The sequence below is a fragment of the Dokdonella aquatica genome (assembly GCF_051987395.1).
Classification (GTDB): Bacteria; Pseudomonadota; Gammaproteobacteria; order Xanthomonadales; family Rhodanobacteraceae; genus Dokdonella.
The window spans coordinates 745005-766928 of sequence record NZ_CP197094.1; the positions used below are offsets into that span (position 1 = coordinate 745005).

General features: G+C 69.3%; 21 protein-coding genes and 2 pseudogenes. 9 read left to right on the forward strand and 14 right to left on the reverse strand.

What is annotated here, in order from left to right; translation table 11 throughout:
* Positions 1–112: 112 nt before the first annotated feature.
* The 4 genes from ACQQ2N_RS03320 (at position 113) to ACQQ2N_RS03335 (ending at position 4226) form a co-directional block, all read left to right on the forward strand.
* Positions 113–505, forward strand: a complete 393-nt coding sequence (locus ACQQ2N_RS03320) for a hypothetical protein (RefSeq protein WP_440224257.1) — start codon at positions 113–115, stop codon at positions 503–505.
* A 55-nt stretch (positions 506–560) separates the two neighbouring features.
* Positions 561–1994: a nitrilase-related carbon-nitrogen hydrolase gene (locus tag ACQQ2N_RS03325; RefSeq protein ID WP_440224258.1), complete on the forward strand. Its 1434-nt coding sequence runs from the start codon at positions 561–563 to the stop codon at positions 1992–1994.
* A gap of 406 nt (positions 1995–2400) precedes the next feature.
* Complete coding sequence (locus ACQQ2N_RS03330) at positions 2401–3108, forward strand: glutathione binding-like protein (RefSeq protein WP_440224259.1); 708 nt, start codon at positions 2401–2403, stop codon at positions 3106–3108.
* A 2-nt stretch (positions 3109–3110) separates the two neighbouring features.
* Positions 3111–4226, forward strand: coding sequence for a DUF1615 domain-containing protein (locus ACQQ2N_RS03335; RefSeq protein WP_440224260.1), 1116 nt, complete (start codon positions 3111–3113; stop codon positions 4224–4226).
* 727 nt (positions 4227–4953) lie between these two features.
* On the opposite strand, the gene ACQQ2N_RS03340 is transcribed toward ACQQ2N_RS03335, so the two are convergent.
* The 5 genes from ACQQ2N_RS03340 to ACQQ2N_RS03360 form a co-directional block, all read right to left on the reverse strand.
* Positions 4954–6249: a sensor histidine kinase gene (locus ACQQ2N_RS03340; RefSeq protein WP_440224261.1), complete on the reverse strand. Its 1296-nt coding sequence runs from the start codon at positions 6247–6249 to the stop codon at positions 4954–4956.
* Positions 6246–6929, reverse strand: a complete 684-nt coding sequence (locus ACQQ2N_RS03345) for a response regulator transcription factor (protein WP_440224262.1) — start codon at positions 6927–6929, stop codon at positions 6246–6248. Before ACQQ2N_RS03345 ends, ACQQ2N_RS03340 begins: the two co-directional genes overlap by 4 nt.
* Position 6930: 1 nt before the next feature.
* Positions 6931–8055 carry a type 1 glutamine amidotransferase domain-containing protein gene (locus ACQQ2N_RS03350; protein WP_440224263.1) on the reverse strand — a complete coding sequence of 375 codons (1125 nt, stop codon included), beginning with the start codon at positions 8053–8055 and terminating at the stop codon, positions 6931–6933.
* A 1106-nt stretch (positions 8056–9161) separates the two neighbouring features.
* On the reverse strand, positions 9162–10058 hold the full coding sequence (locus ACQQ2N_RS03355) for a ketopantoate reductase family protein (RefSeq protein ID WP_440224264.1): 897 nt from the start codon (positions 10056–10058) through the stop codon (positions 9162–9164).
* Positions 10059–10176: 118 nt separating this feature from the next.
* Entirely contained in the window at positions 10177–10491 is a 315-nt protein-coding gene (locus tag ACQQ2N_RS03360) for a hypothetical protein (RefSeq protein ID WP_440224265.1), read from the reverse strand.
* Positions 10492–10669: 178 nt separating this feature from the next.
* On the opposite strand from ACQQ2N_RS03360, the gene ACQQ2N_RS03365 reads away from it, so the two are divergent.
* The gene (locus ACQQ2N_RS03365) at positions 10670–11368 is read left to right on the forward strand and encodes a pyridoxamine 5'-phosphate oxidase family protein (RefSeq protein ID WP_440224266.1); all 699 of its coding nucleotides are present in this window, start codon (positions 10670–10672) and stop codon (positions 11366–11368) included.
* Between the two features lie 10 nt (positions 11369–11378).
* Here ACQQ2N_RS03365 and alkB read toward each other — a convergent pair whose 3' ends face one another.
* The 6 genes and pseudogenes from alkB to yihA form a co-directional block, all read right to left on the reverse strand.
* Positions 11379–12035: a DNA oxidative demethylase AlkB gene (gene alkB, locus ACQQ2N_RS03370; RefSeq protein ID WP_440224267.1), complete on the reverse strand. Its 657-nt coding sequence runs from the start codon at positions 12033–12035 to the stop codon at positions 11379–11381.
* Positions 12036–12039: 4 nt separating this feature from the next.
* A pseudogene (locus ACQQ2N_RS03375) lies at positions 12040–12135 on the reverse strand (SEC-C metal-binding domain-containing protein); the annotation flags it as partial.
* Positions 12136–12336: 201 nt separating this feature from the next.
* Positions 12337–12873, reverse strand: a pseudogene (locus tag ACQQ2N_RS03380) (UPF0149 family protein); the annotation flags it as partial.
* A 611-nt stretch (positions 12874–13484) separates the two neighbouring features.
* Complete coding sequence (locus ACQQ2N_RS03385; RefSeq protein WP_440224268.1) at positions 13485–14174, reverse strand: penicillin-insensitive murein endopeptidase; 690 nt, start codon at positions 14172–14174, stop codon at positions 13485–13487.
* Positions 14175–14222: 48 nt separating this feature from the next.
* Positions 14223–15587 (reverse strand): glutamate--cysteine ligase, encoded by a 1365-nt coding sequence (locus tag ACQQ2N_RS03390; RefSeq protein ID WP_440224269.1) that lies wholly within the window; start codon positions 15585–15587, stop codon positions 14223–14225.
* Positions 15588–15731: 144 nt separating this feature from the next.
* Positions 15732–16343, reverse strand: coding sequence for a ribosome biogenesis GTP-binding protein YihA/YsxC (yihA, locus tag ACQQ2N_RS03395; protein ID WP_440224270.1), 612 nt, complete (start codon positions 16341–16343; stop codon positions 15732–15734).
* Positions 16344–16486: 143 nt separating this feature from the next.
* Here yihA and ACQQ2N_RS03400 point away from each other — a divergent pair, with 143 nt between their 5' ends.
* The 4 genes from ACQQ2N_RS03400 to ACQQ2N_RS03415 all read left to right on the forward strand — a co-directional run bounded on the left by ACQQ2N_RS03400 (position 16487) and on the right by ACQQ2N_RS03415 (position 19516).
* Positions 16487–17125 (forward strand): c-type cytochrome, encoded by a 639-nt coding sequence (locus tag ACQQ2N_RS03400; RefSeq protein ID WP_440224271.1) that lies wholly within the window; start codon positions 16487–16489, stop codon positions 17123–17125.
* A 74-nt stretch (positions 17126–17199) separates the two neighbouring features.
* Positions 17200–17838 carry a thiol:disulfide interchange protein DsbA/DsbL gene (locus tag ACQQ2N_RS03405; RefSeq protein WP_440224272.1) on the forward strand — a complete coding sequence of 213 codons (639 nt, stop codon included), beginning with the start codon at positions 17200–17202 and terminating at the stop codon, positions 17836–17838.
* Positions 17839–17894: 56 nt separating this feature from the next.
* Positions 17895–18599 carry a thiol:disulfide interchange protein DsbA/DsbL gene (locus ACQQ2N_RS03410; RefSeq protein ID WP_440224273.1) on the forward strand — a complete coding sequence of 235 codons (705 nt, stop codon included), beginning with the start codon at positions 17895–17897 and terminating at the stop codon, positions 18597–18599.
* A 140-nt stretch (positions 18600–18739) separates the two neighbouring features.
* A complete protein-coding gene (locus ACQQ2N_RS03415) occupies positions 18740–19516 on the forward strand; it encodes an endonuclease/exonuclease/phosphatase family protein (RefSeq protein ID WP_440224274.1) in 777 nt (258 codons plus the stop codon).
* Between the two features lie 13 nt (positions 19517–19529).
* Here the strand turns inward: ACQQ2N_RS03415 and ACQQ2N_RS03420 are convergent, their stop codons facing one another.
* The 3 genes from ACQQ2N_RS03420 to ACQQ2N_RS03430 are packed head-to-tail and all read right to left on the reverse strand — an operon-like array spanning position 19530 to position 21914.
* Positions 19530–20105 carry a DUF1415 domain-containing protein gene (locus ACQQ2N_RS03420; RefSeq protein WP_440224275.1) on the reverse strand — a complete coding sequence of 192 codons (576 nt, stop codon included), beginning with the start codon at positions 20103–20105 and terminating at the stop codon, positions 19530–19532.
* A gap of 25 nt (positions 20106–20130) precedes the next feature.
* On the reverse strand, positions 20131–20847 hold the full coding sequence (locus tag ACQQ2N_RS03425; protein ID WP_440224276.1) for a pseudouridine synthase: 717 nt from the start codon (positions 20845–20847) through the stop codon (positions 20131–20133).
* Positions 20844–21914 carry a class I SAM-dependent methyltransferase gene (locus ACQQ2N_RS03430; RefSeq protein WP_440224277.1) on the reverse strand — a complete coding sequence of 357 codons (1071 nt, stop codon included), beginning with the start codon at positions 21912–21914 and terminating at the stop codon, positions 20844–20846. The genes ACQQ2N_RS03425 and ACQQ2N_RS03430 overlap by 4 nt, the downstream gene beginning before the upstream one ends.
* Positions 21915–21924: the final 10 nt, after the last annotated feature.

The window sequence follows — 21924 nt, forward strand, 5'->3', positions numbered from 1 at the left end:
CCGGCCACGGCGGGACGGGCCTCGCGCCCGTCCCGCCGTGGCCCTCGTTCCACGCTTGCAGTCGCGCGGATGCGCGCCGATGATCGGCCGCCTCGACCCGATGGGAACGACGATGCCCGCGCGCCTCCTCCTCGCCCTGCTGCTCGCCGTGCCCGCGGTCGCCACCGCGCAGAGTGCCGGCGGCTCCCCGAACCGGCGCTGCGAGGACGCCACGTCCAAGACGATCGAAGCCTTGCAGTCGTCCCGTTTCAAGGACGCGACCGAAGGGTTCGGCGCGGCGCTGCGCGCGCGCATGGGCGAGGACGACCTCGCCAAGGCCTGGAACGGCATGCCGGAAAAGGACGGCGAGCTGCGCACGATCGGCCGCCTGCATGCCGGTACGGTCGGCGGCCATCCCGAGGTCTACGTGCCGCTGATGTTCGCGAGCGCGACGTGGACCCTGCGCATCGCCTGCGCGTCCGACGGCACGATCACCGACCTCGCCTTCAAGCCGCCGCGGCGTTGACGCCCTCTCCCCTCGACGAGCGGACCCGACCATGACCGCGATGCGGCGTCTCCCCGTGCCTTCGCTACCCGTCACCGTGATCTGGACGCTCGCCGCGGGCGTGCTGCTGCGCTTCGCGACCGGACTCGAGCCGATCGCGTGGCTCACGTGGATCGCACCGGTTCCCCTGCTGCTGCTCGCGTTCGCGCTGCCGCGTTGGCGTGCCCTGCTCGCCGTGACCGTGGCCGCGCTGATCGCGACGAGTGCCTACCTCACGTTCTTCCGCCTCGTCATGCCGTTGCCGGCCGCCCTCGCGGCCATGACCGGACAGGCGCTGCTGTGGGTGCTCGTGGTCATGCTCGCGCGGCGCGTCGTGCTCGCGTTCGACACGCCATGGACCGTGCTCGCCTACCCGCTGCTGTGGGTCGCCGTGGACATGCTGCAGGCGCTGACGAGCCCCGACGGCAACTGGGGCAGCGTCGCGTACACGCAGTCGGACGTACTCGCGTTCGTGCAGGTCGCCGCGATCGGCGGCGTGCCCGCGATGCTGTTCGTGCTCGGCCTCGTACCGTCGTGCCTCGCGATGCTCGCGTGGCGCAGCAGCCTCGACCGGCGCGCGATCGGCGTGGTCGTGACGGTGGTCGTGATCGTCGCGGCGACATTCGGCCATGGAGCATGGCGCCTCGGCCAGCCGCTCGACGGCACGTCCGTGCGTGTCGGCATCGTCTCGATCGACGACGCGATCGGCCCGAATGCGAAGGACACCTACGCGCTGCCGATCCGCGACGGTTACGACGCGCTCGTCGCGCGCGTGGCCGGCGAGGGCGCGACGCTCGTCGTGCTGCCCGAGAAGATCGCGACCCTGCGTCCGGACGCGGCCGAAGCCTGGAAGACGCACTTCGGGACGCTCGCGGCGACGCATCGCGTGTGGCTCGAGGTCGGCCTCGGCATCGACGACGGCATGCAGCCGCGCAACCGCGCCTGGCTGTACGACCCGCAAGGCGTGCTCGTGCAGGACTACGAGAAGCACCTGCTCGCGCCGCCCGAGCGCTTCGCGAACTACGGCTCGGGCGATGCGTTCAACCTGCACCCGATCGGCGGCACGCCGTACGGCCTCGCGATCTGCAAGGACATGCACTTCGCCGCGTTCGGGCGCGACTACGGCCAGCGCGGCGCCGGCGTCATGCTCGTGCCGGCGTGGGACTTCGCCTACCTCGACGCCTGGCTCGAAGCACGCACGACCGTGCTGCGCGGCGTCGAGAACGGCTATGCGGTCGTGCGCGCAGCGCGCGAAGGGCTGCTCACGGTCAGCGATGCGCACGGCCGCGTGATCGCCGAGGCACCGAGCGCGGCGATGCCGGGCGCACACCTCGTCACCGACCTCGTCGTCGGCCCGCAGGTCGCGACGCCTTACACGCGTATCGGCCCCGTGCTCGGCTGGATCGGCCTCGTGTTCGGTGCGCTCGTGTTGCTGCCGTGGGGCGTGCTGCGGCGAAGCTCGCGGCGCTGACGACGCGAAGACGCATTGCGCAATCGCAAGCCCCGGGTAGCGTTGTGCTTGAGCCCCTCTCCCTCCGGGAGAGGGGTTAGGGAGAGGGTGTGGAATCGAGATCACGTCCGACTATTGTCGCGATCCCGGACCCTCATCCGGCCCTTCGGGCCACCTTCTCCCGGAGGGAGAAGGTAAGAAATCGCACCGCGCGATGCTGTCGCAAGGCAAGCCGGCACTCGTCGCCTGAAGCCTGTCGCAACAACGCTTTCCGCCTTTAGCTCCGAGCCGTCCCCGGATAGCGGTGCGACGAGGGCTGAATCGAAGCCGCGTCACTCAGCACACGGGCCTTGTCGCACACCTCTACGCATCCCGTCTGCACCAAGATCACGGCCGGTCGGCGGCCGCAGCAGCCCAGGAGATACCGATGGCGGACTTGTCCTCGTTCCCGATCACGACGCGCTGGCCGGCGCGCCATCCGGACCGCATCCAGCTCTACTCGCTCAACACGCCGAACGGCGTGAAGGTCTCGATCATGCTCGAGGAGACCGGCCTCCCGTACGAGGCGCATCTCGTCGACATCATGAAGAACGAGAGCCACGTGCCCGAGTTCGTGTCGCTCAATCCGAACGGCAAGATCCCGGCGATCCTCGATCCCGACGGGCCCGACGGCACGCCGCTCGGCCTGTTCGAATCGGGCGCGATCCTGCTCTACCTCGCCGACAAGACCGGCCGCTTCATCCCGAAGGACGCTAACGCACGCTGGGAAACCATCCAGTGGGTGTTCTTCCAGATGGGCGCGATCGGCCCGATGTTCGGCCAGGTCGGGTTCTTCCACAAGTTCGCGGGCAAGGACATCGCCGACAAGCGCCCGCTGCAGCGCTACGTCGATGAATCCAAGCGCCTTCTGAAGGTGCTCGACACGCGCCTCGAAGGCCGCACGTGGATCATGGGCGACGACTACACGATCGCCGACATCGCGACGCTCGGCTGGGTGCGCAACCTCGTCGGCTTCTACGAAGCGGGCGAGCTCGTCGGCTTCGATGCGTTCACGAACGTCGCAGCGTGGCTCGAGCGCGGTCTCGCACGGCCGGCCGTGCAGCGCGGTCTCGCCATCCCGGCGCGTCCGTCCTGAGCATGCGCCGGCACGCGTGGCGTCGCGCCACGGGTCTCGCCGCCGTGCTCGTGCTGGCCGGCTGCGCGACGCCGCGCGGGCCCGAGATACCGCCGCGCAGCCCGGCCGAGATCCGCGCAGAGATCATGCGGCTCATGCCGGCTTCGGCGCGTGACCGCGAGGCGTGGGCGACCGACATCCAGGTCGCGTTCGCGTCGCTGAAGCTCGAGCCGACCACGAGCCACCTGTGCTCGGTGCTCGCGGTGACCGAGCAGGAGTCGACGTTCACGGCCGATCCCGCCGTGCCGAACCTGCCGAAGATCGCACGTGCCGAGATCGACAGGCGCGCGGCATCGATGCACGTGCCGCGCCTCGTCGTCTCGGCGGCGCTGCGCGTGGATTCGCCGAACGGCAAGTCCTACGGCGAACGCCTCGAGCGCGTGCGCAGCGAGCGTGAACTCAGCGAACTCTACGAAGATCTCATCGGCCGCGTGCCGCTCGGCCAGCGCCTGTTCGGTGGCTACAACCCTGTACGCACGGGCGGCCCGATGCAGGTCGGCATCGCATTCGCCGAGACGCACGCGAAGCAGCACGGTTATCCCTACGACGTGGACGGGTCGATCCGCCGCGAGGTGTTCACGCGTCGCGGCGGCATGTACTTCGGCATCGCCCACCTGCTCGCCTACCCGGCCAATTACCCGAAACCCGTGTACCGTTACGCCGACTTCAACGCCGGCTGGTACGCGAGCCGCAACGCGGCGTTCCAGTCCGCCGTGAGCCGAGCGACCGGCATCCCGCTCGCGCTCGACGGCGACCTCGTCGCCCACGAGAGCCGCGAACCCGGCAAGACCGAGCGCGCCGTGCGCGCGATGAAAGGCCTCGACATGAGCGAGTCGTCGATCCGGCGCGCGCTCGACAAGGGCGACACGCTCGCGTTCGAGGAGACGAAGCTGTACACGCGCGTGTTCGAACTCGCCGAGGCGATCGAGCGCAAGCCGCTGCCACGCGAGGTGATCCCGCGCATCACGCTCGAGAGCCCGAAGATCACGCGCACGCTGACGACGGAATGGTTCGCACGCCGCGTCGAGGATCGCCACACCCGCTGCATGGAGCGCGCGAAGGCGCCGGCGAAGCGTTGAGCGATCCACATCGGCATCGCGTCCGCCGGCAGGAGCATCGTCGCCCCGGCGCAGGCCGGGGCCCAGTGCCCTTCGATGTAATGGCGGCGTGATGGCGAAGTCCGGAGCCGGACCTGAATGTGCTGCACCATCGGTAACGCTTGTTGCCCCTCGTCGCACAAGGAGGCGCTGGGCCCCGGCCTGCGCCTGGGCGACAAGTCGTGTGGGGCAGCACCGCGGATTCGACGTGGCGGAATCCGCTGCGTGCGTTCGGCGTAACGGACGTAGGGTGGAACCGCCGCAGGCGATTCCACCGTGCATGATCACATCGCCGCCGAAGGCACGGCTTTCCATGCCTTCGGGATGGCGTTGCCGCACACAGAAAACTCGTCACCCCGGCGAACACGAATGGGGTCAGGTTCATTTTCCCGAGAGGGGCTACGCGCCTTGGGCGCTATCCGGGGAAAATGAACCTGACCCCAGCCTCGCCAGCCTTGGATTCGGCCTCGCGAGTGCGAAGCGGCGGAATCCGCTGCGCGAGTTCCGCCCTACACGAGCGCTTCGCGCGAGAGGTTCACCAGCGGCTTCACGACCATCGCGAGGCGATGACCGGGGTCAGGTTCATTTTCCGCGAGGAGCCACGCGCCTTGTGCGCTGTCTGGGGAAAATGAACCTGACCCCAGCCTTGGCAGCCCTGAATTCGGCCTCGCGATCTCGACACGGCGGAATCCGCTGCGCGGGTTCCGCCCTACGTGTCTGCTCCATGCGCAGGGTTCGCCAGCGGCAGCACGACCGTCGCGAGGCCGTCGCCTTCCTCGACATGCAAGGCGAGGCCGTGGTGCGCGCACAGGCGCTTGACGATGACGAGGCCCAGGCCGAGGCCGTGACTGGCATCGCCTTTCGCGAACGGTCGGGCGGCATCGAGTCGCCCGGCGAGTACGGCGGCAGGCGCCGGATTGGCAATGCGCAACGTGTGCGCTTCGGTCGTGATGCGGATCTCGCCTTCGGCCGTATGCGCGAACGCATTCCCGACGAGATTGCCGAGCACGCTGTGCAGCACCGCCGCAGGCAATGCGATGCGCGCCTCGTCGCGTACGTCGACGACGACCTCGACCGCGCGAGCGCCGAGCAGAGGTGCCTGTTCGAGCACGACCCGTTCGAGGACCGGCGCGAGCAGGCTCGTCGTGCGCGACGGTTCGACCTCGCGCGCGAGTGCGAGCAGCATCGCGAGCGTCTCGCCGATCTGCAGCGCCGCACGATGGACCTCGCGCAACGTGGCCTGTGAGCCGATGTCGGTGCCGGAAGACGCGAGCCGCGCCTCGCAGGCCGCGACGATGAGCGCGAGCGGCGTACGCAGTTCATGACCTGCGTCTCGCGTGAAGGCCTGCTCGCGCGCGACGAACGCGTCGATGCGCGCGACGAGGCCATCGAGTCCGCGTGCGAGCACGCCCACCTCGTCATCGCCGAAGCCCTGCGCGAGATCGCGCGGGAGGCGATCCGGCGTCGCCTCGTCGACGCGCGCGACGAGGCGCCCGAGCGGCGTCGTCGTGCGCCGCGCGAGCCACACCGCGACCGGCAGCGCGACGACCACGACGAACAGCGCCGACAGCGCGAGCAGCATGAACACCTGATCGCGCACCGGACGCACGACGAGGCGGTCGCCGACCTCGGCGACGATCCACGCCGACGGCGCGGTCGCACCCGGCAGCGTGATGCCCGCGAGATGGAAGTGATGGCCGTCGCGCCCGTCGAACTCGCGGCGGCGCGGCTCCTCGGCGTGGCGTGCCGCGAGATCCTCGGGGAACGTCGCGGGATCCTCGTGAAGGGTCATCGCCATGTCGCGCGGTGTCGCCCACTCGCCCGTGGCGAGTCGCGCGGCCTTCTGTGCATCCACTTCCTGCACGAGCATCGCATCGAAGAATGCGTCCTCGACCGTGTACATGAAGACGATCGCGTAGAAGCCGAACAGTGCCGCAACGACGAGCGCGTACGCCGCGAACGCGACGACGAGGCGACGCTGCAGCCGGCGGCGCGGCCGCGTCACGTGTCGTCCTCGAGGCGGAAGCCGACGCCGTGCACCGTGCGCAGCATCGGCACCGCATACGGTTTGTCGAGCACCTGGCGCAACTGGTAGAGGTGCGAGCGCAGCGGATCCGACGGCGGTACCTCGTCGCCCCAGACGCGTGCGGCGAGCTCGCTGCGCGTGAGCGTGCGCGGCCAGGCCTCGGCCAGTTCGACGAGCACGCGGTACGCGGTCTGGTGCAGCGCGAGCACGTCGCCGTGGCGCGAGGCTTCGCCGCGGCGACGGTCGATCGCGAGCGAACCGATGCGCAGCACGTGCGGCTGGCCGACGCGATGGCGACCGGCCAGCGCGACGCAGCGCGCAAGCAGCTCCGCGCCCGAGAACGGCTTGACGAGGTAGTCGTCGGCGCCGGCCTCGAAACCGCGCAGCTTGTCGACGAGCGCATCGCGTGCGGTGAGCATGAGGATCGGCACGTGGCGGTCGGCCCGCTCGCGCACGCCGGCACAGACGGCGAGCCCGTCGAGTCCCGGCAGGCCGAGGTCGAGCACGAGGACGTCGGGCGGCTCGGCGAGCGCGAGCTGAAGGCCGCTGCGGCCGTCGGCGGCGAAATCGACATGATGCCCATGCGCCTCGAACAGCGCCGCGAGGCTCGCCCGCAGCGCGTGGTGGTCTTCGATGACGAGGATGCGCAGACGGGACATGTCAGCCGTCGAGGCGGGCCAGGAGCTGCCTAGCTTCGTCGAGGTCGGGATGCGCTTCCAGCACTTCGCCGACCAAGGCGCGCGCCGCGGCCGTGTCGCCGAGCCGCCACGTCGCCTCGGCGATGCCGACGCGCAGCTGCGGTGCGTCCATGTAGGGCCTCGCGAGCTGCATGAGCGAGCGTGACTCACGCACGACCGTGTCGTCGGCCGCGACCTTGAGCCGGTAATAGCCGAGCAGGCCGATCAGGTCGACATGGTAGGCCTCAGGATCGCGTGCGAGTTCGGCCGCGACCGCGGACTCACCACGCGTCGGCAAGGATTCGACGAGTGTCATCGTCGCTTCGTCGCGCCACGGCGTGCGCGCGACCGGCGTGCGACCGCTCGCGCTGACGATGGCTTCGGCGAGGGCCGGCGTCGAATACGGGTTCTGCCCGGTCACGAGGCGGCCGTCGACGACGACTTTCGGCATCATGAGCGGCGCTTCCTGCCAGCGCGCGCCGCGTTCGCGCATGCGGTCCTCGATGAGGAACGGGAACGAGGCGGCCCAGCGCTTGCCGAAGAGCTGCTCTTCCTCGTTCGTGAAACCCGTGAGCGCCTTGCCGGCCACGAGCGGCGTGCCGTCGGCGAGGCGTACGTCGACCAGCGCGGCGGGTCCATGGCAGACCGCAGCGACGACGCCGCCTTGCGTCCATACGTCCGCGATCAACGACTGCAGGGCACGATCGCCTGGCAGGTCGAACATCGCGCCCTTGCCGCCGATCACGACGACCGCGGCGTAGTCGGAGGCTTTCGCTTCGCCAGTCGACAGTGTCGCGGCGAGCGCGCGCGTGGCGTCCGCATCGGCGAGCACGCGCGCGTTGAACGGCAGCGCGGCGTCGTACTTGTCGGCTTCGACCGCGCCGCCGCGCGGACTTGCGACGTCGATCGCGAAGCCGTTGTCACGCAGGATCGCCCAGGCCTGCGCGAACTCGTCCATTTCGAAGCCGGGGCGCGTCTTGCCGGCGTCCTTGCCTTCACCGCTGACGACGAACAGGGCACGCGGTGGCGCGGCCTCGGCGGCGACGGCCGGGGGCACGAGGGTTGCGCCGACGCAGAACGCGGCGGCGAAGAAGGTGGAACGCATCATGGTCGATACTCCTGGAGAAACGGACGTCGACCTGCACGATGGAGGTCGACGATCACGAGTGTCGACCGTCGCCGTGAAGCGGATATCAAGCGGGCGCACGATGGCCGCGGCGCCGCGCCATCAGGCATCCTTCATGCGCGGTCCGCGATGCTCGCGGGCCACGAACCAGGGGGACAGTGACGATGGCGAACGGACAAGGCTCGGCGGGCAACGTGATCGCGGCGCTGTGCAGCTTCTTCGTGCCCGGACTCGGCCAGCTCATCCAGGGCCGCCTGCTGTCGGCGATCGGCTAGTTTCTCGTCGCCTGTATCGCATTCGCGATCACCTGGGTCATCACGCTGTCGACGCTGCCGTTCGGCTGGTTCATCGTGAGCGTGTTCGCGTGCATCAATGCGGCGATGTATCGGCCGGGGGTCTAGCTTCTCCGACGGCGAGGCGAGAGCCGACTGGGGTCAGGTTCATTTGCCGCGAGCGGCTGCGAACGCGTGAAACGGCGTGCCAAGGCAAATGAACCTGACCCCGGTTGCACGCCTCCGCCACTATGGAGCACGCGCATCCGCTGACACGCAAAGGCGCCGGATTCCCGCCTGCGCGGCAATGACGGCAAGAAGCGGGCTCGCGTGCGTCCATATCAACCGAATGGGGTCAACCGAATGGGGTCAGGTTCATTTGCCGCGAGCGGCTGCGAACGCGTGAAACGGCGTGCCAGGGCAAATGAACCTGACCCCGATTGCACGCCTCCGCCACCATGGAGCACGCGCATCCGCTGACACACAAAGGCGCCGGATTCCCGCCTGCGCGGCAATGACGGCAAGAAGCGTGCTCGCGTGCGTCCATGCAGCAGCATGTCGGCGGCAATCCGGTCATGAAGCTGCGGAAACGCCTGCCCTGCATGACAGGTACATGCAGCAAGAAGGAACGATCTGGCGCGGTGCTTTTCCAACCCTTCTCCCTCCGGGAGATGGTGGCCCAAAGGGCCGGATGAGGGTCCGGGATCGCGATGATGATCCGGCTTTGTGACGATCCCGCACCCTCTCCCCAACCCCTCTCCCGGAAGGAGAGGGGCTCGAGAAAGGTCACGCTGGCGAAGCGTCGTCCATGCGCCGTCACGTGCTCGAAGACGATTCCAGCAACCGCACGATCGCGTGCAGCGCGCGGTTGACCGGCGTGGCGATGCCGAGGCCGTCGCCGAGGGTGGTCACGAAGCCGTTGAGATGGTCGATCTCGCTGCGCTTGCCACGGGCGAGATCCTGCGCGGTCGAGGAGCGCTGCGCGGCCATGCTGTCGGCGATCGCGAGCACGTGCGGCCACAGCTCATCGCCGAGCGCGACACCCGAGGCGTGGGCGACCGCGAGGCATTCGTCGAACACGTCGCGCATGACGTCGACGATGCCGTGGCCGTGCACGAGGCGGCCGTACGGTTGCTGCGAGATCGCCGACAGTGCGTTCCACGCGCAGTTGATGACGAGCTTGGACCACAGCGCTTCGGCGACGCGGTCCGAGACCTCGCTCGGTACGCCGCCCATGGTGAACGCTTCGGCGATCGTCTCGCTCGCTGCCGACGGACCGAGCACGAGCTCGCCACGGCCATGGTGGCGCACGTGGCCGGGACCGCCCATGTCGGTGGCGACGTAGACGACGACGGGCACGACCTCGCGGCCGAGCACGCCGGCGAGGCGCGACGCGTTGTCGACACCGTTCTGCAGGCTCAGCACCGTGGTGTCCGGCGCGAGATGCGTTCTCATCGCCGCGCCGGCCGACTCGGTGTCGCCCGACTTCACGCAGAACAGCACGACGTCGGCGCCTCCGACCGAGGAAGGCTCGGACGAGGCACCAAGCTCGACGCGCCCCGTGTACGCAGCCGAATCGAGTTGCAGGCCGTGCGAATGTATCGCGTCGACCAGCGCGGGCCGACCGATCAGCACGACCTCGTGTCCCGCCAGCGCGAGTTTCGCGCCGAAATAGCAGCCGACGGCACCTGCGCCCATGACGGCGATCTTCATCGTGGTGTGACCTCGTGTGGGGACGTCTGCATCGCGCGGGGCGTGCCATCGTGATCGAAGCACCGTAGGCGACGCCGACACACCCGCGCAACCGCGACGATGGTCGCCATCACGCGGCTCATCCCGCATCGCCGCCCGGCAGATGCGGTTGATCGGGCTTCTCGTCGAGCTCGAGGCAGTGCACGCAGTGTGTGTGGCACAGCGTCGCGAGCGTCGCACGCAAGGTGTCGAGGCTGACGCCGTCCGAGACCTCGAACGTGACTTCGACAACCTTCGCCGAGGCCTCGCCGTCGACGAGCTCGGCGAGCGGTGCATCGGGCACGCTCGCACGCGACGCCTCGAGCGAGGCGACGAGGCGCTCGACGACCTCGACCGCGACGGCGACCAGGGCCTCGTCGCCGTGGTCGGACACGAACCGGTAGCACAGCTTCATGCGGCATCCCTCGCATCGCTTCGACCAAGCGCTTGTCGCATGCCGCGCATGACGCGGCGATGAGCGGTCCTCCGACCTGCATCGTCGCTGAGCGCATCGCGGCCGCCGCGGCGTGGTTCACGCGGGCTTGGGCCGTGGCCGCCCAGCATGCGGGCTCTCCCACGACGCGAGGCACGCCATGGCCACCGCAAACGAAAAGCGCGAGCAGCTCCGCTCGCTCATCAAGGGCATCGACATCGCGATGTTCACGACCTACGGCGCGGGCGGCTTCCCGGTCAGCCGCCCCTTGAGCACGCAGGAGGCCGAGTACGACGGCAAGCTGCTGTGGTTCATGGTCCGCCGCAAGAGTCCGAAGATCGAGGAGATCCGGCGCAACGCGAAGGTCAACGTGGTCTACGCGTCGAAGGAGAAGAACGTGTACCTGTCGATCGCCGGCATCGCCGAGGTCGTCGACGATCAGGCAAAGATCGACGCGTTCTGGAACGACGGACACAAGGCGTTCTTCCCGCGCGGGCGCACCGATCCGCAGATCGTGCTGATCCGCGTCACGGTCGGCACGGTCGAGTACTGGGATGGCCCGTCCTCGCTGGTCGGCAAGGCCGTCGCGTTCGTCGTCGCGCGCCTCACCGGCAACGACGACGCGATGGGCGACAGCGGCACGATCCGCCTCTCGCGCAAGGCCGGGCCGCCGGCCAAGGCGAAGACTGCGGGCAGGAAGACAGTGTCGAAGCGGACGCCCGCGAAGAAGACATCGAAGAAGGTGTCCGCCGCACGTGGCGCGTCACCTCGCAAGGCAGCCGCCGCGAAGAAGCCGCGTGCCACGACGGCACGCAAGGCGGCGACGCGCAAGACCGTGGCGAAGCGCGCCTTACGCTGAGCACTCTCGATCAACCGGCGCGGCGAAAGGTCAGGTTGATGCGCGCCGCGCCGGTGAGTTCGTGGTGCCCGTCCGCGAGCGGCAGGATGCCGTGGTGGCGAAGGCGGTCGACGCCGCCCCAGACCACGACGTCGCCGTGCAGCAGCGCGATGCGCGCGACGCGATCGCCGCGCGCATCACCACCGAACTGGAACGTCGCGGGCAGGCCGAGCGATACCGATACGATCGGATGCGCGAGATCGCGCTCGTCGCGATCCTGGTGCAGCGACAGTTTCGTGCCCGGCACGTAGCGGTTGACCAGGACGCTGTCGGGCACGAATCCGTCGAACCCGGCCGCTTGTGCGGCCTCGCTCGCGAGCGTCGCGAACGAACCCGGCATCGAAGGCCAGGCATGCCCCGTGAGCGGATCGGCACACTCGTAGCGGTAGCCGCGCGCGTCGCTGGTCCAGCCGAGCGTGCCGCAGCACGTCATCGCGACGGCCATGCGGCGACCGCCCGGCGTGACGAGATGACGGAACGGCGCAGCGGCCGCGATCACCTCGACGTCGGCGAGCAGTTGCGGCGCGCGATCGACAGCGAAGCCGCGCAGCACGCAGGCCTGCGCGCCGAGCACGATCGGCGCTCGCGACTCGGCGACCGCGAACAGGTCGCCGGCCGGCGCCGACATCGCCTCAGTCGGAGTCGCCGTTCGCCCCATGGCACTTCTTGTACTTCGCACCGCTGCCGCAGGGACAGGGATCGTTGCGGCCGACCTTGGCCTCGCGGCGCAACGGCGCCTGCGAGTTGAGGCGATCCAGGCGCGTGAGGTTCAGCGCATGCAGCACGTCGGGCACCTGGCCGAGCGCTTCGAGGCGCTCGCGCGTCGTGAGCGGGGCCTCGGGGTCTTCATCGTCATCGTCCTCGGACGCCTCGGCGTCGGCCTGCCAGCGCAGCGGCTCGCGCGGCGTGTCGGCGGCCTCGCCTTCGTCTTCGACGTCGGCATCGTCCCCGTCGTCTTCGCCTTCGGGCAGCAGCGCGGCGATGAAGTCGAGGTCGGCCTCGGTGTCCTCGTCGGCGTCGACAAGCGCTCCCCAGGCATCCTCGCGCAGGCCGACGCCGCCCATGAAGCCGATCGCCCAGTTCGCACCGGGGATGCAGCCGAGTTCGGCGAAGCCGTCCTCGTCGAGTTCGTCGGCATCCTCGGGCAATGCGAAGTACGGCAGCGCCTGCTCGTCGGGATCGCGCGCGACGCGACGCGTGACGTGCGCAAGCAGGCCGGCGAGCAGCGCCGAGGCGTAGGTGGTGTCGGCCTCGTCGGCCCATGCCGGCGCCGCGCCCTGCAGCACGACCGGCATGAGTTCGTCGAGCCCGACGGACTCGGGACCGACCACGGCCGCGCAGAACAGGCCGTCGACCGCCTCGAGTGGCAACACGCCGTCGTCGGCGCGCGCGTCGAGCAGGTCCGACAACGCCTGCGCGTCGAGATCGGTGAAGTGGCGGGCGAGGCGGTCGGGGCTCGTGGTCATCGCGGTCGTGCTCGTTTCGGGGCGCACAGGATACGCGCCATGGTCGACGCGCGCCGGAAGGTCCGTGCGGGTGTCTCGATGTGCGGGTATCTAGGTGATGCTGCGCATTCCCCTCTCCCCCGGCCCCTCTCCCGCAAGGGGAGAGGGGAGTGCGCGGTGTTGCGGTCGATGTCGTGACCGTCGGCCTCATCGCGCGCATGCCCGCCATGCGGCGTAATGGCGAACCGGCATGCCACGACGGTCCGCCACGACGAGGACCGCCTTCAGCCCCTCTCCCCTCGCGGGAGAGGGGTTGGGGAGAAGGGGCGGTTCGGACGGGCACGGCTCTCGTCGTGGACTCTCAGGCCATGTGGCGCCGTGACGAACCGGCATGCAACGACGGTCCGCAAGACGAGCACCGCCTTCAGCCCCTCTCCCCTCGCGGGAGAGGGGTTGGGGAGAAGGGGCGGTTCGGACGGGCACGGCTCTCGTCGTGGACTCTCAGGCCATGTGGCGCCGTGACGAACCGGCATGCAACGAAAGTTCGCCACAACTTGAGGAACGCTTTCAGTCCCTCTGCCCTCGCGGGAGAGGGGTTGGGGAGAGGGGGCGGTTCGGACCGGCGACCGCGCTCAGTGCGTGCGGCGGCAGCGGATCGCGAAATCGACGTGGACGTGCTCGTCGTGTCGCACCCAGGCCGCACGCGGCATGAAGCGGATCTCGCGTTTCAGCGCGGCACCGTGGCGCGTCGCGTACAGCAGCGGCAGCAGCGGTGGATCGAAGATGACCTGGGCGAGATCGGCGCCGCGTGCCTTCGCGGCGCGCTTGAGCGCGAGCAGGTGTGCGGCGAGCGCTTCCGCATCGAGCGTGAACTCGCCGAAACGGCCTTTCGCGTCGAACTCGATGTCGTAGCCCCAGCGGTTGCCCGCATGCGTCGGCAACGGCACGGACACGCCGTCGCGGTCACGCACCGGCACGAAGAAGTCGACCGAGGTGCCGTTGCGGTGCGTGCGGTGCGGCGCGAACGGTCCGCCCTCGCGCGCGCCGGTTTCGCCGTAGACGAACACGGCGTCCGGCATCGACGAGGCGAGATCCGCATAGGCCGCGACGACGATGTCGCGCACCTCGGCATGCAACCAGGTGCGGCCGAGGCCGATCGCGAGCGTGCTGTAGCTGCTGAAGTTCGGACCCGAAGCCGGTAGCCGCACGCCGCCTTCGAGGTGGCCGTTCGCGACCGTGCCGAAGCAGGTGCTGGCTTGGACACCTGGCGTGGCGCTCGCGGTGAGCGTCGCGGCGAGCACGACGGCGCACACTGCACGCACGATGACGCGGAATCCCCGACGCGCGACGGACGCGCGCGTCGCCACGCGTCAGTACGCGAACTCGCGGAACAGCGGATCGACCGAACCGTTCCACTGGTGGTGGTAGAGCTCGAGCTTGCGTTCGGCCGGCGTCTGGCCGGCGTCGAGGATCTCGAGCAGCGGCTCGAGGTAGATCGACTCGTCGGCGCCGTTCGCGTTGAGGCGCGCGCGGCGGCGCAGGCCGTGCGCGGAGATGCGCACAGCCTCGATCGCGAGCTCGTGCAGCGTGCCGCCGCGGAACGGCAGCTTGAGCGCGTGCTTGGCGACACCGTCGCGCAGCGCGTTGCGCTCGTCGCGCGTGAAGTCCTTGACGAGGTCCCACGCGGCATCGAGCGAGGTCTGGTCGTAGAGCAGGCCGACCCAGAACGCCGGCAGCGCGCACAGTCGGCTCCACGGGCCGCCGTCGGCGCCGCGCATCTCGAGGAACTTCTTGAGGCGCACCTCGGGGAAGGCCGTGGTCATGTGGTCGGCCCAGTCCGTGAGCGTCGGCTTTGCACCGGGAAGCGCGGGGAGGCCGCCGTCGAGGAAACGCCGGAACGACTGGCCCGAGAGGTCGTGGTAGGTGCCGCCGCGGTAGCTGAAGTACATCGGCACGTCGAGCAGGTAGTCGACGTAGCGCTCGTAGCCGAAGCCGTCCTCGAACACGAAATCGAGCATGCCGGTGCGGTCGGCATCGGTGTCGGTCCAGATGTGCGAGCGGTAGCTCAGGTAACCGTTCGGCTTGCCCTCGGTGAACGGCGAATCGGCGAACAGCGCGGTCGCGACCGGCTGCAGCGCGAGCGAGGTGCGGAACTTCTGCACCATGTCGGCTTCGTCGGCGTAGTCGAGGTTGACCTGCACGGTGCAGGTGCGCGTCATCATGTCGAGGCCGAGTTGGCCGACCTTGGGCATGTACTCGCGCATGATGCGGTAGCGGCCCTTGGGCATCCACGGCATGTCGGCGCGCGACCACTTGGGCTGGAAGCCCATGCCGAGGAAGCCGATGCCGAGTTCGTCGGCGACCGTCTTGACCTCGCGCAGGTGGCTGGTGACCTCGCTGCAGGTCTGGTGGATCGTCTCGAGCGGCGCGCCCGACAGCTCGAGCTGGCCGGCCGGCTCGAGCGTCACCGAGGCCTTGTCGCGCAGCAGCGCGATGAGCTTGCCGTTCTCCTCGACGCGCGACCAGCCGAAGCGGGTCAGGCCGTCGAGCAGTGCGCCGATGCCCTGCTCGCCTTCCCAGGTCGGCGGGCGCAGGTCGTCGAGGCGGAAGCCGAACTTCTCGTGCTCGGTGCCGATGCGCCAGTCGGCCGCAGGCTTGCCGCCCGCGGCGATATAGCCGACCAGCTGGTCGCGACCCTCGATGGGGTCGTCCTTGACGGCGCTGGGTCCGGACATGACGGGCAATCCTGGCGGGTGAGGCGGGCGATATGGGGCTGGCCTTGCGACGGGCAAGACCGGCGGCGCAAGACTAGCGGCTCACCCGTGCCGGGACGACGCGCGATCCGGCGGCAGGCTGCCGCAGTCCGCGCGCCGGGGCGGTCACGCCGGCGTGATCCCGAGCCAGCGCAGGATCACCGCGCGGGCCTCGTCGAGGCCGGTCTTGGCGGTGGCCGAGAACAGCTGCACGCTCACGCGCGCATCAGGGCCGTCGTCGGCACCGAGCTCGGCCCGCGTGTGGGCCAGCGTGCGCGACGCCTCGCTGCGCGACAATTTGTCCGACTTGGTCAGCACGCAGTGGCACGGCAGGTCGATCGAGGCCGCGTAGGCCAGCATCTGGCGGTCGTATTCCTTGAGCGGATGCCGCGAATCGATGATCAGCACGACGGCTTTCAGCGACTCGCGGTTGCGCATGTAGGTATCGACGAGGCCGCGCCAGTGGTCGCGGATCGCGACCGGCACCTTCGCGTAGCCGTAGCCGGGAAGGTCGACGAGGCGATGGTCGTCGTCGAGCGAGAAGATGTTGATGAGCTGCGTGCGGCCCGGCGTCTTGCTGACGCGCGCAAGTCCCTTGTGCGAGGCCAGCGCATTGAGCGCGCTCGATTTTCCGGCATTGGAGCGCCCCGCGAACGCGACCTCGGCGCCCGTGTCGGGCGGCAGGTCGCGCATGCTGTTGGCGCTTTTGAAGAACCGGGCGGTGTGCAGAATGTGCATGTCTGTCCGTGGCTGCTACGATGAGGCGCAGGGCTGTTTGACCGGCCTCCGGCTGGTGCGGATAATTCCCCGGTTTCCGTCCTCGCGCCGCCGCCGAATGGAGGGGTGGCGCGTGATGTCCCGTCATCCTGTGGAGTGAGTGTATGAGTTTTCGGCGCGTTTTTGCTCTGGCGGCCCTGATCGCGATCGGGTCGGGCCATGCCTTCGCTGCCGAAAAGGTCCAGCCCGGCGACGCCAAGGCCGGTGAAGGCAAGGCCGCCGCGTGCGGCGCCTGCCACGGTGCCGACGGCAACTCGCAGAGCCCGATGTATCCGAAGCTTGCGGGCCAGAACGAGGCCTACATCGCCCGCCAGCTCGTGCAGTTCAAGTCGGGCAAGCGCAACAACCCGATCATGGCGCCGTTCGCCGCGACGCTGACCCCGCAGGACATGCACGACATCGGCGCGTACTTCGCGACCAAGCACCCGACGCCGGCCGAGGCCGACGAGTCGCTCGTCGCGCGCGGCCAGCAGCTCTACCGTGCCGGCGACGCCAAGCTCGGCGTGCCTGCCTGCATGGCCTGCCATGGCCCCGACGGCCGCGGCATGGCCGGCTCGGCCTATCCGCAGCTCTCGGGCCAGTGGGCCGAGTACATCACCGCGAAGTTCGGCGAGTGGCGCGACGGCGCCAGGTGGGGCGAGGACGAGCACGCCAACATCATGCCGGACATCGCCGGTCGCCTCAGCGACAAGGACATCGCGGCCCTGGCCTCGTACGCCCAGGGCCTGCACACCGCGAAGTAATCCCTGCGGCCGGTCCGCCGTCACGTGACGGCCGCGACGGCCGCGCACGTGACACGACCGTTCCCGGAGGACCCATGTTCAGAACCCTTTCTTCCCTGATCCTGGGCCTCGGCCTCGTGGCCGGCGCGCATGCGCAGTCCGGCGAGTGGGTGGCCGGCAAGCACTACTTCGTCATCGAACCGCCGCAGGCCACGACCACGGGCGACAAGGTCGAGGTCGTCGAGGTGTTCTCGTACGCGTGTCCGCACTGCAACGAAGTCGCGCCGATCGTCGAGAACATCAAGAAGAACCTGCCGTCGAACGCGCAGTTCGTGCTGCTGCCGGCACAGTTCGGCTTCGACGCGTGGAAGGTCTATGCGCGCGCCTACTACACGGCGCAGGCGCTCGGCATCGCCGACAAGGCCCACACCGACCTGTTCCGCGCGATCTACGTCGACCGCAAGCTCGACACACGCGCGCCGAAGATCGAGGACGTCGCCGCGTTCTACACGAAGTACGGCGTCAAGGCGGAAGACTTCGTCGCGACCTCGAAGTCGTTTGCGATCGAGGCGCGCCTCAAGCGCAACGACACCGTGATCAAGGCCTACGGCGTCGACGGCACGCCGGCCTTCATCGTCGCCGGCAAGTACCGCCTGAGTGGACAGTCCGCGGGCGGCTACAACCAGCTCGAACCGCTCATCAAGCACCTCATCGCGAAGGAATCCGGCGGCTGAGGCAACTTGCCGCGCTTCCCGCTGTCCCACGCGCCGTCCTTCCCGGAGAAACCCCGATGTCCAAGCGCCTGACCCTGCTGCTCGCCACTTTGCTCATGGCGTGCTCGTTCCAAGCCTTCGCCCACGACGACCATGCCGGCCACGCGCATGCCGAAGCCCCGGCCTCGACGCCCGGTGCGGCCGAAGCCGGCAAGAACTATTTCCTCGTCGAGCCGGCCCAGCCGGCGAGCGGCGACACGATCGAGGTCGTCGAGGTGTTCAGCTATGCGTGCATCCACTGCGCGCATTTCCAGCCTTACGCCGACCAGCTCAAGGCCGCGCTGCCGTCGTATGCGAAGTTCACCTACGTGCCGGCGATCTTCAACGCGCAGTGGGAAGCGTTCGCACGCGCCTTCTACACGGCGCAGTCGCTCAACGTGCTCGACAAGACGCACCAGAAGCTGTTCGACGCGATCCATCGTGACCGCCGTCCGTTCCGCTCGTTCGACGACATCGCCGCGTTCTACGGCGAGAACGGCGTCGACGTCGAGAAGTTCAAGCAGGCGTCGACCTCGATGGTCGTCGAGAGCCAGCTCGCGCGTTCGAAGGACATCGTGCCGAAGTTCGGCGTCGACGGCACCCCGACGCTCATCGTGAACGGCAAGTACCGCATCACGGGCGCATCGGCCGGCGGCTATCCGCAGCTCATCGAGCTCGTGCAGAAGCTGGTCAAGCAGGAGCACGAGGCCGCCGCCAAGCCGGCCGCGAAGGGCAAGAAGTAAGCGTACCGGCACGCCAACGGTCCATGCGGAGGCCGCCCGAGGGCGGCCTTCGTGTTTGAAGATCCCGATTTGCCCGGCAGTCAGGCCTCGTCGCCGACGATCCGCTAGGCTGCACGCAGCGCCTCCGCTCCATCGATCCGATGCCTCCCGACACCCCGACGCCGACCACGCACCTCGACGTGCTGAGCTGCAACATCCTCGCGGGCGGCAGCGTCAAGCGCTACCGCGAGTACGTCACGCAGAGCTGGAAGCACGTCGTGCCGCACGGCCGCCGCGCCAACCTCGACGGCCTCGCCGCGCTCGCCTCGAAGTACGACCTCGTCGCGCTGCAGGAAGCCGATTTCGGCAGCCTGCGCTCCGGCTTCATGAACCAGACGCAATACCTCGCCGAGAGCGCGGGCTTCCCGTTCTGGAGCCACCAGCCGAACCGGCGCATGGCCAAGGTCGCCAACTCGTGCAACGGCATGCTCGCGCGGCTGCGCCCGAGCGAGGTCGTGGACTATCCGCTGCCGGGCCGCATCCGCGGGCGCGGCGCGCTGTGGGTGCGCTTCGGCGACGAGGCGTCCTCGCTCGTCGTCGTGATCGCGCACCTGTCACTCGGTCCCAAGGCGCGCGCGTTCCAGCTCGCCTACATCACCGAGCTGCTGCAAGGCCATCCGAACGCGCTGCTGATCGGCGACCTCAACACGCCGATCGAGAGCCCCGAGCTGCGCACGCTGTTCGCGACCACCTCGCTTCAGGCGCCCGAACAACCACCGCTGACGTTCCCGAGCTGGGCGCCCAAGCGCGCGATCGACCACATCCTCGCCTCATCGACGCTCGTCGTCGAGGACCTGCGCGCCCTGCCCCACCTCGTCTCCGACCACCTGCCGATCGCGGCACGCATCCGCCTGCCGGAGCCGCTCGCACGCGGCTGACGGGCAGGCCTCCTCAGGGTGCGCGAGTCGCGCCCCCGTCGCGCCACAGCGCTTCCCACCCCTCGAATCCGAGCCCGCGCAACGTCTCGAGGTTGCGCTCGACGATCGCATCGGTGTCGCCGACCGCATCGACCACGCGCGCGATGCTGGCCTCGCGCAACAGGTGCAGGGTCGGATACGGCGAGCGGTTCGTGGCGTTCGTGACATCGGCGGGATCGGTTCCCGCGAAGCAGTAGTCGGGATGGAAACTCGCGAGCTGCAACTCGCCCTCGAGCCCGAGCGCGGCGATTTCGATGTCGGCAAGACCGAGGAAGTCGTTGTAGTCGAGGAAGTCGCCGAGCACGTGCGGATGCACGAGCACGGTCGTCTCGACCACCTCCGCATCGCCTTCGTGCAGCGCGACCAGTTCGCGGCGCAGGTCCTCGAGCAGCGCCTCGGGCGTCTCCGCCGCGCTAACCACGAAACGCACGCGGCCCCTCACGTACGGGGCCCGTGCGAAAGGACACAGGTTGAGGCCGATGACCGCGCGCTCGATCCAGCGGCGTGTCGCGGCGACGACGACATCGTCGTCGGGCGGCGGTGCGCTCACGCGCGCACGAGGTCGTGAGGGCGCGTCACGTCGCTTGCGACGGCTTGGCGAACACGCACGCGAGATCCTCGGCGTCGAGCAGCCGCCATTCGCCCTCGGACAACGTGCCGAGCGTCAGCGCGCCGACCGAGGCACGATGCAGCTGCTCGACGTGGTTGCCGACCGCCGCGAACATGCGACGCACCTGGTGGTAGCGGCCTTCGGTGAGCGTGAGGCGCGCGTGGCGCGCATCGACGACCTCGAGCTCGGCCGGCGCGAGCGGCGTCTTCTCGGATTCGAGCATGAGCGTGCCGCTCGCGAACAGCGCGGCCTCGTCGCCGCGCAGGTCGCTCGCGAGCGTGGCCTCGTAGACTTTCGCGACGCTCGCCTTCGGCGAGATGATCCGGTGCAGCAGGCCGCCGTCGTCGGTGAACAGCAGCAGGCCCGAGGTGTCGCGATCGAGTCGCCCCACGCTCGACAGCAGCGGATCGCGCAGCGCGAAGCGTCGTGGCAGCAGATCGTAGACGAGGCGCCCGGCATCCTTGGTCGAGCAGGTCACGCCGACCGGCTTGTGCAGCATCAGCGCGATGCCCTGCGGCGGATCGAGCGGCTCGCCGTCGACATACACGTCGGCATGGCCGACCTTGTCGTCGGCGTAGAGCACCTCGCCCGACGGATCGGTGATGCGGCCCTCGCGGAACATCGCCTGCACCTCGCGACGGCTGCCGTAACCGAGGTTGGCGATCAGCTTGACCAGCCTCATGTGCGCACCCCACGAGCCTCGAAGACCTTGAAACCGTGTTCGACAGCGACCTCGCGCACCTCCGTGAAGCGCTCGGCCAGAGACACCTCGTACGGCAGGTGGCGATTGGCGACGAGCCACAGCACGCCGCGCGGGTCGAGCGCACGCGCCGCGGCGGCAATGAAGGCCTGGCCGAGGCCGGGCTGGTCGGCACGGCCCTGATGGAACGGCGGGTTGCTCACGATCACGTCGTAGCGCCGTGGCAGGCCCGCGGTCACGTCGTGCCAGAGCACGTCGACCGCGACCTCGCGTCCGCTCGCGGCCACCGCACGCGCGAGATTGTCGCGCGCCGGTCCGAGCGCGCGCGCCTCGGCCTCGTAGAGGTCGATCGCCGTGATGCCCGCGCAACGTGCGACGAGCTGCGCTGAAAGGTATCCATAACCGGCACCGAGATCGGCGGCGCGACCGGCCAGCGTGGTCGGCAGGTGCGTGGCGAGCAGCTTCGAGGCGACGTCGACGCGATCCCACGCGAACAGGCCGGGTCGACTCGCGTAGCCGTCTGCGGTCGTGCGCGGCGCATCGAGCGCGCTCCATGCCGAAAGCAACGCGGTGTCGACGTCGCCACCGAGCGGCGCGGTCCAGAAGATGCGGCACTTGTGCTTGGACATCACCTCGACACCACCGGCCAGGCGCGCAAGGTCGGACTCGCCCGAGCGTGCACCTTCGGTGTTCGCGATCGCCGCGAGCACGACGCCGCCGTCGCTTGCATGCGTCACGGCACGCGCGAACAGCGCGCGCGCCTCGTCACGCTGGCGCGGTGGCAGCACGAGCACGAGCGGGAAGCGCTCGTCGTCGGCAGGCTCGGCGACGCGGTGACCCGCACGCTCGAGCGCATCGGCGAACGGCTTGAAGCCTTGCTGGAACGTCCAGCCGGAGCGCGAGTGCCCGCTCCACCAGCGCCCCTCACGCGCGCGCAGGAACAGCACGCGACCGTCGGCGGGCATCGCCACGGCGTGACTGGACAGGGCATGGAACAGGGCATCGATCGCCGCCTCGGACGTGGCGGCGGACAGGGCGATCGCGGTCAAGGCCGTATCC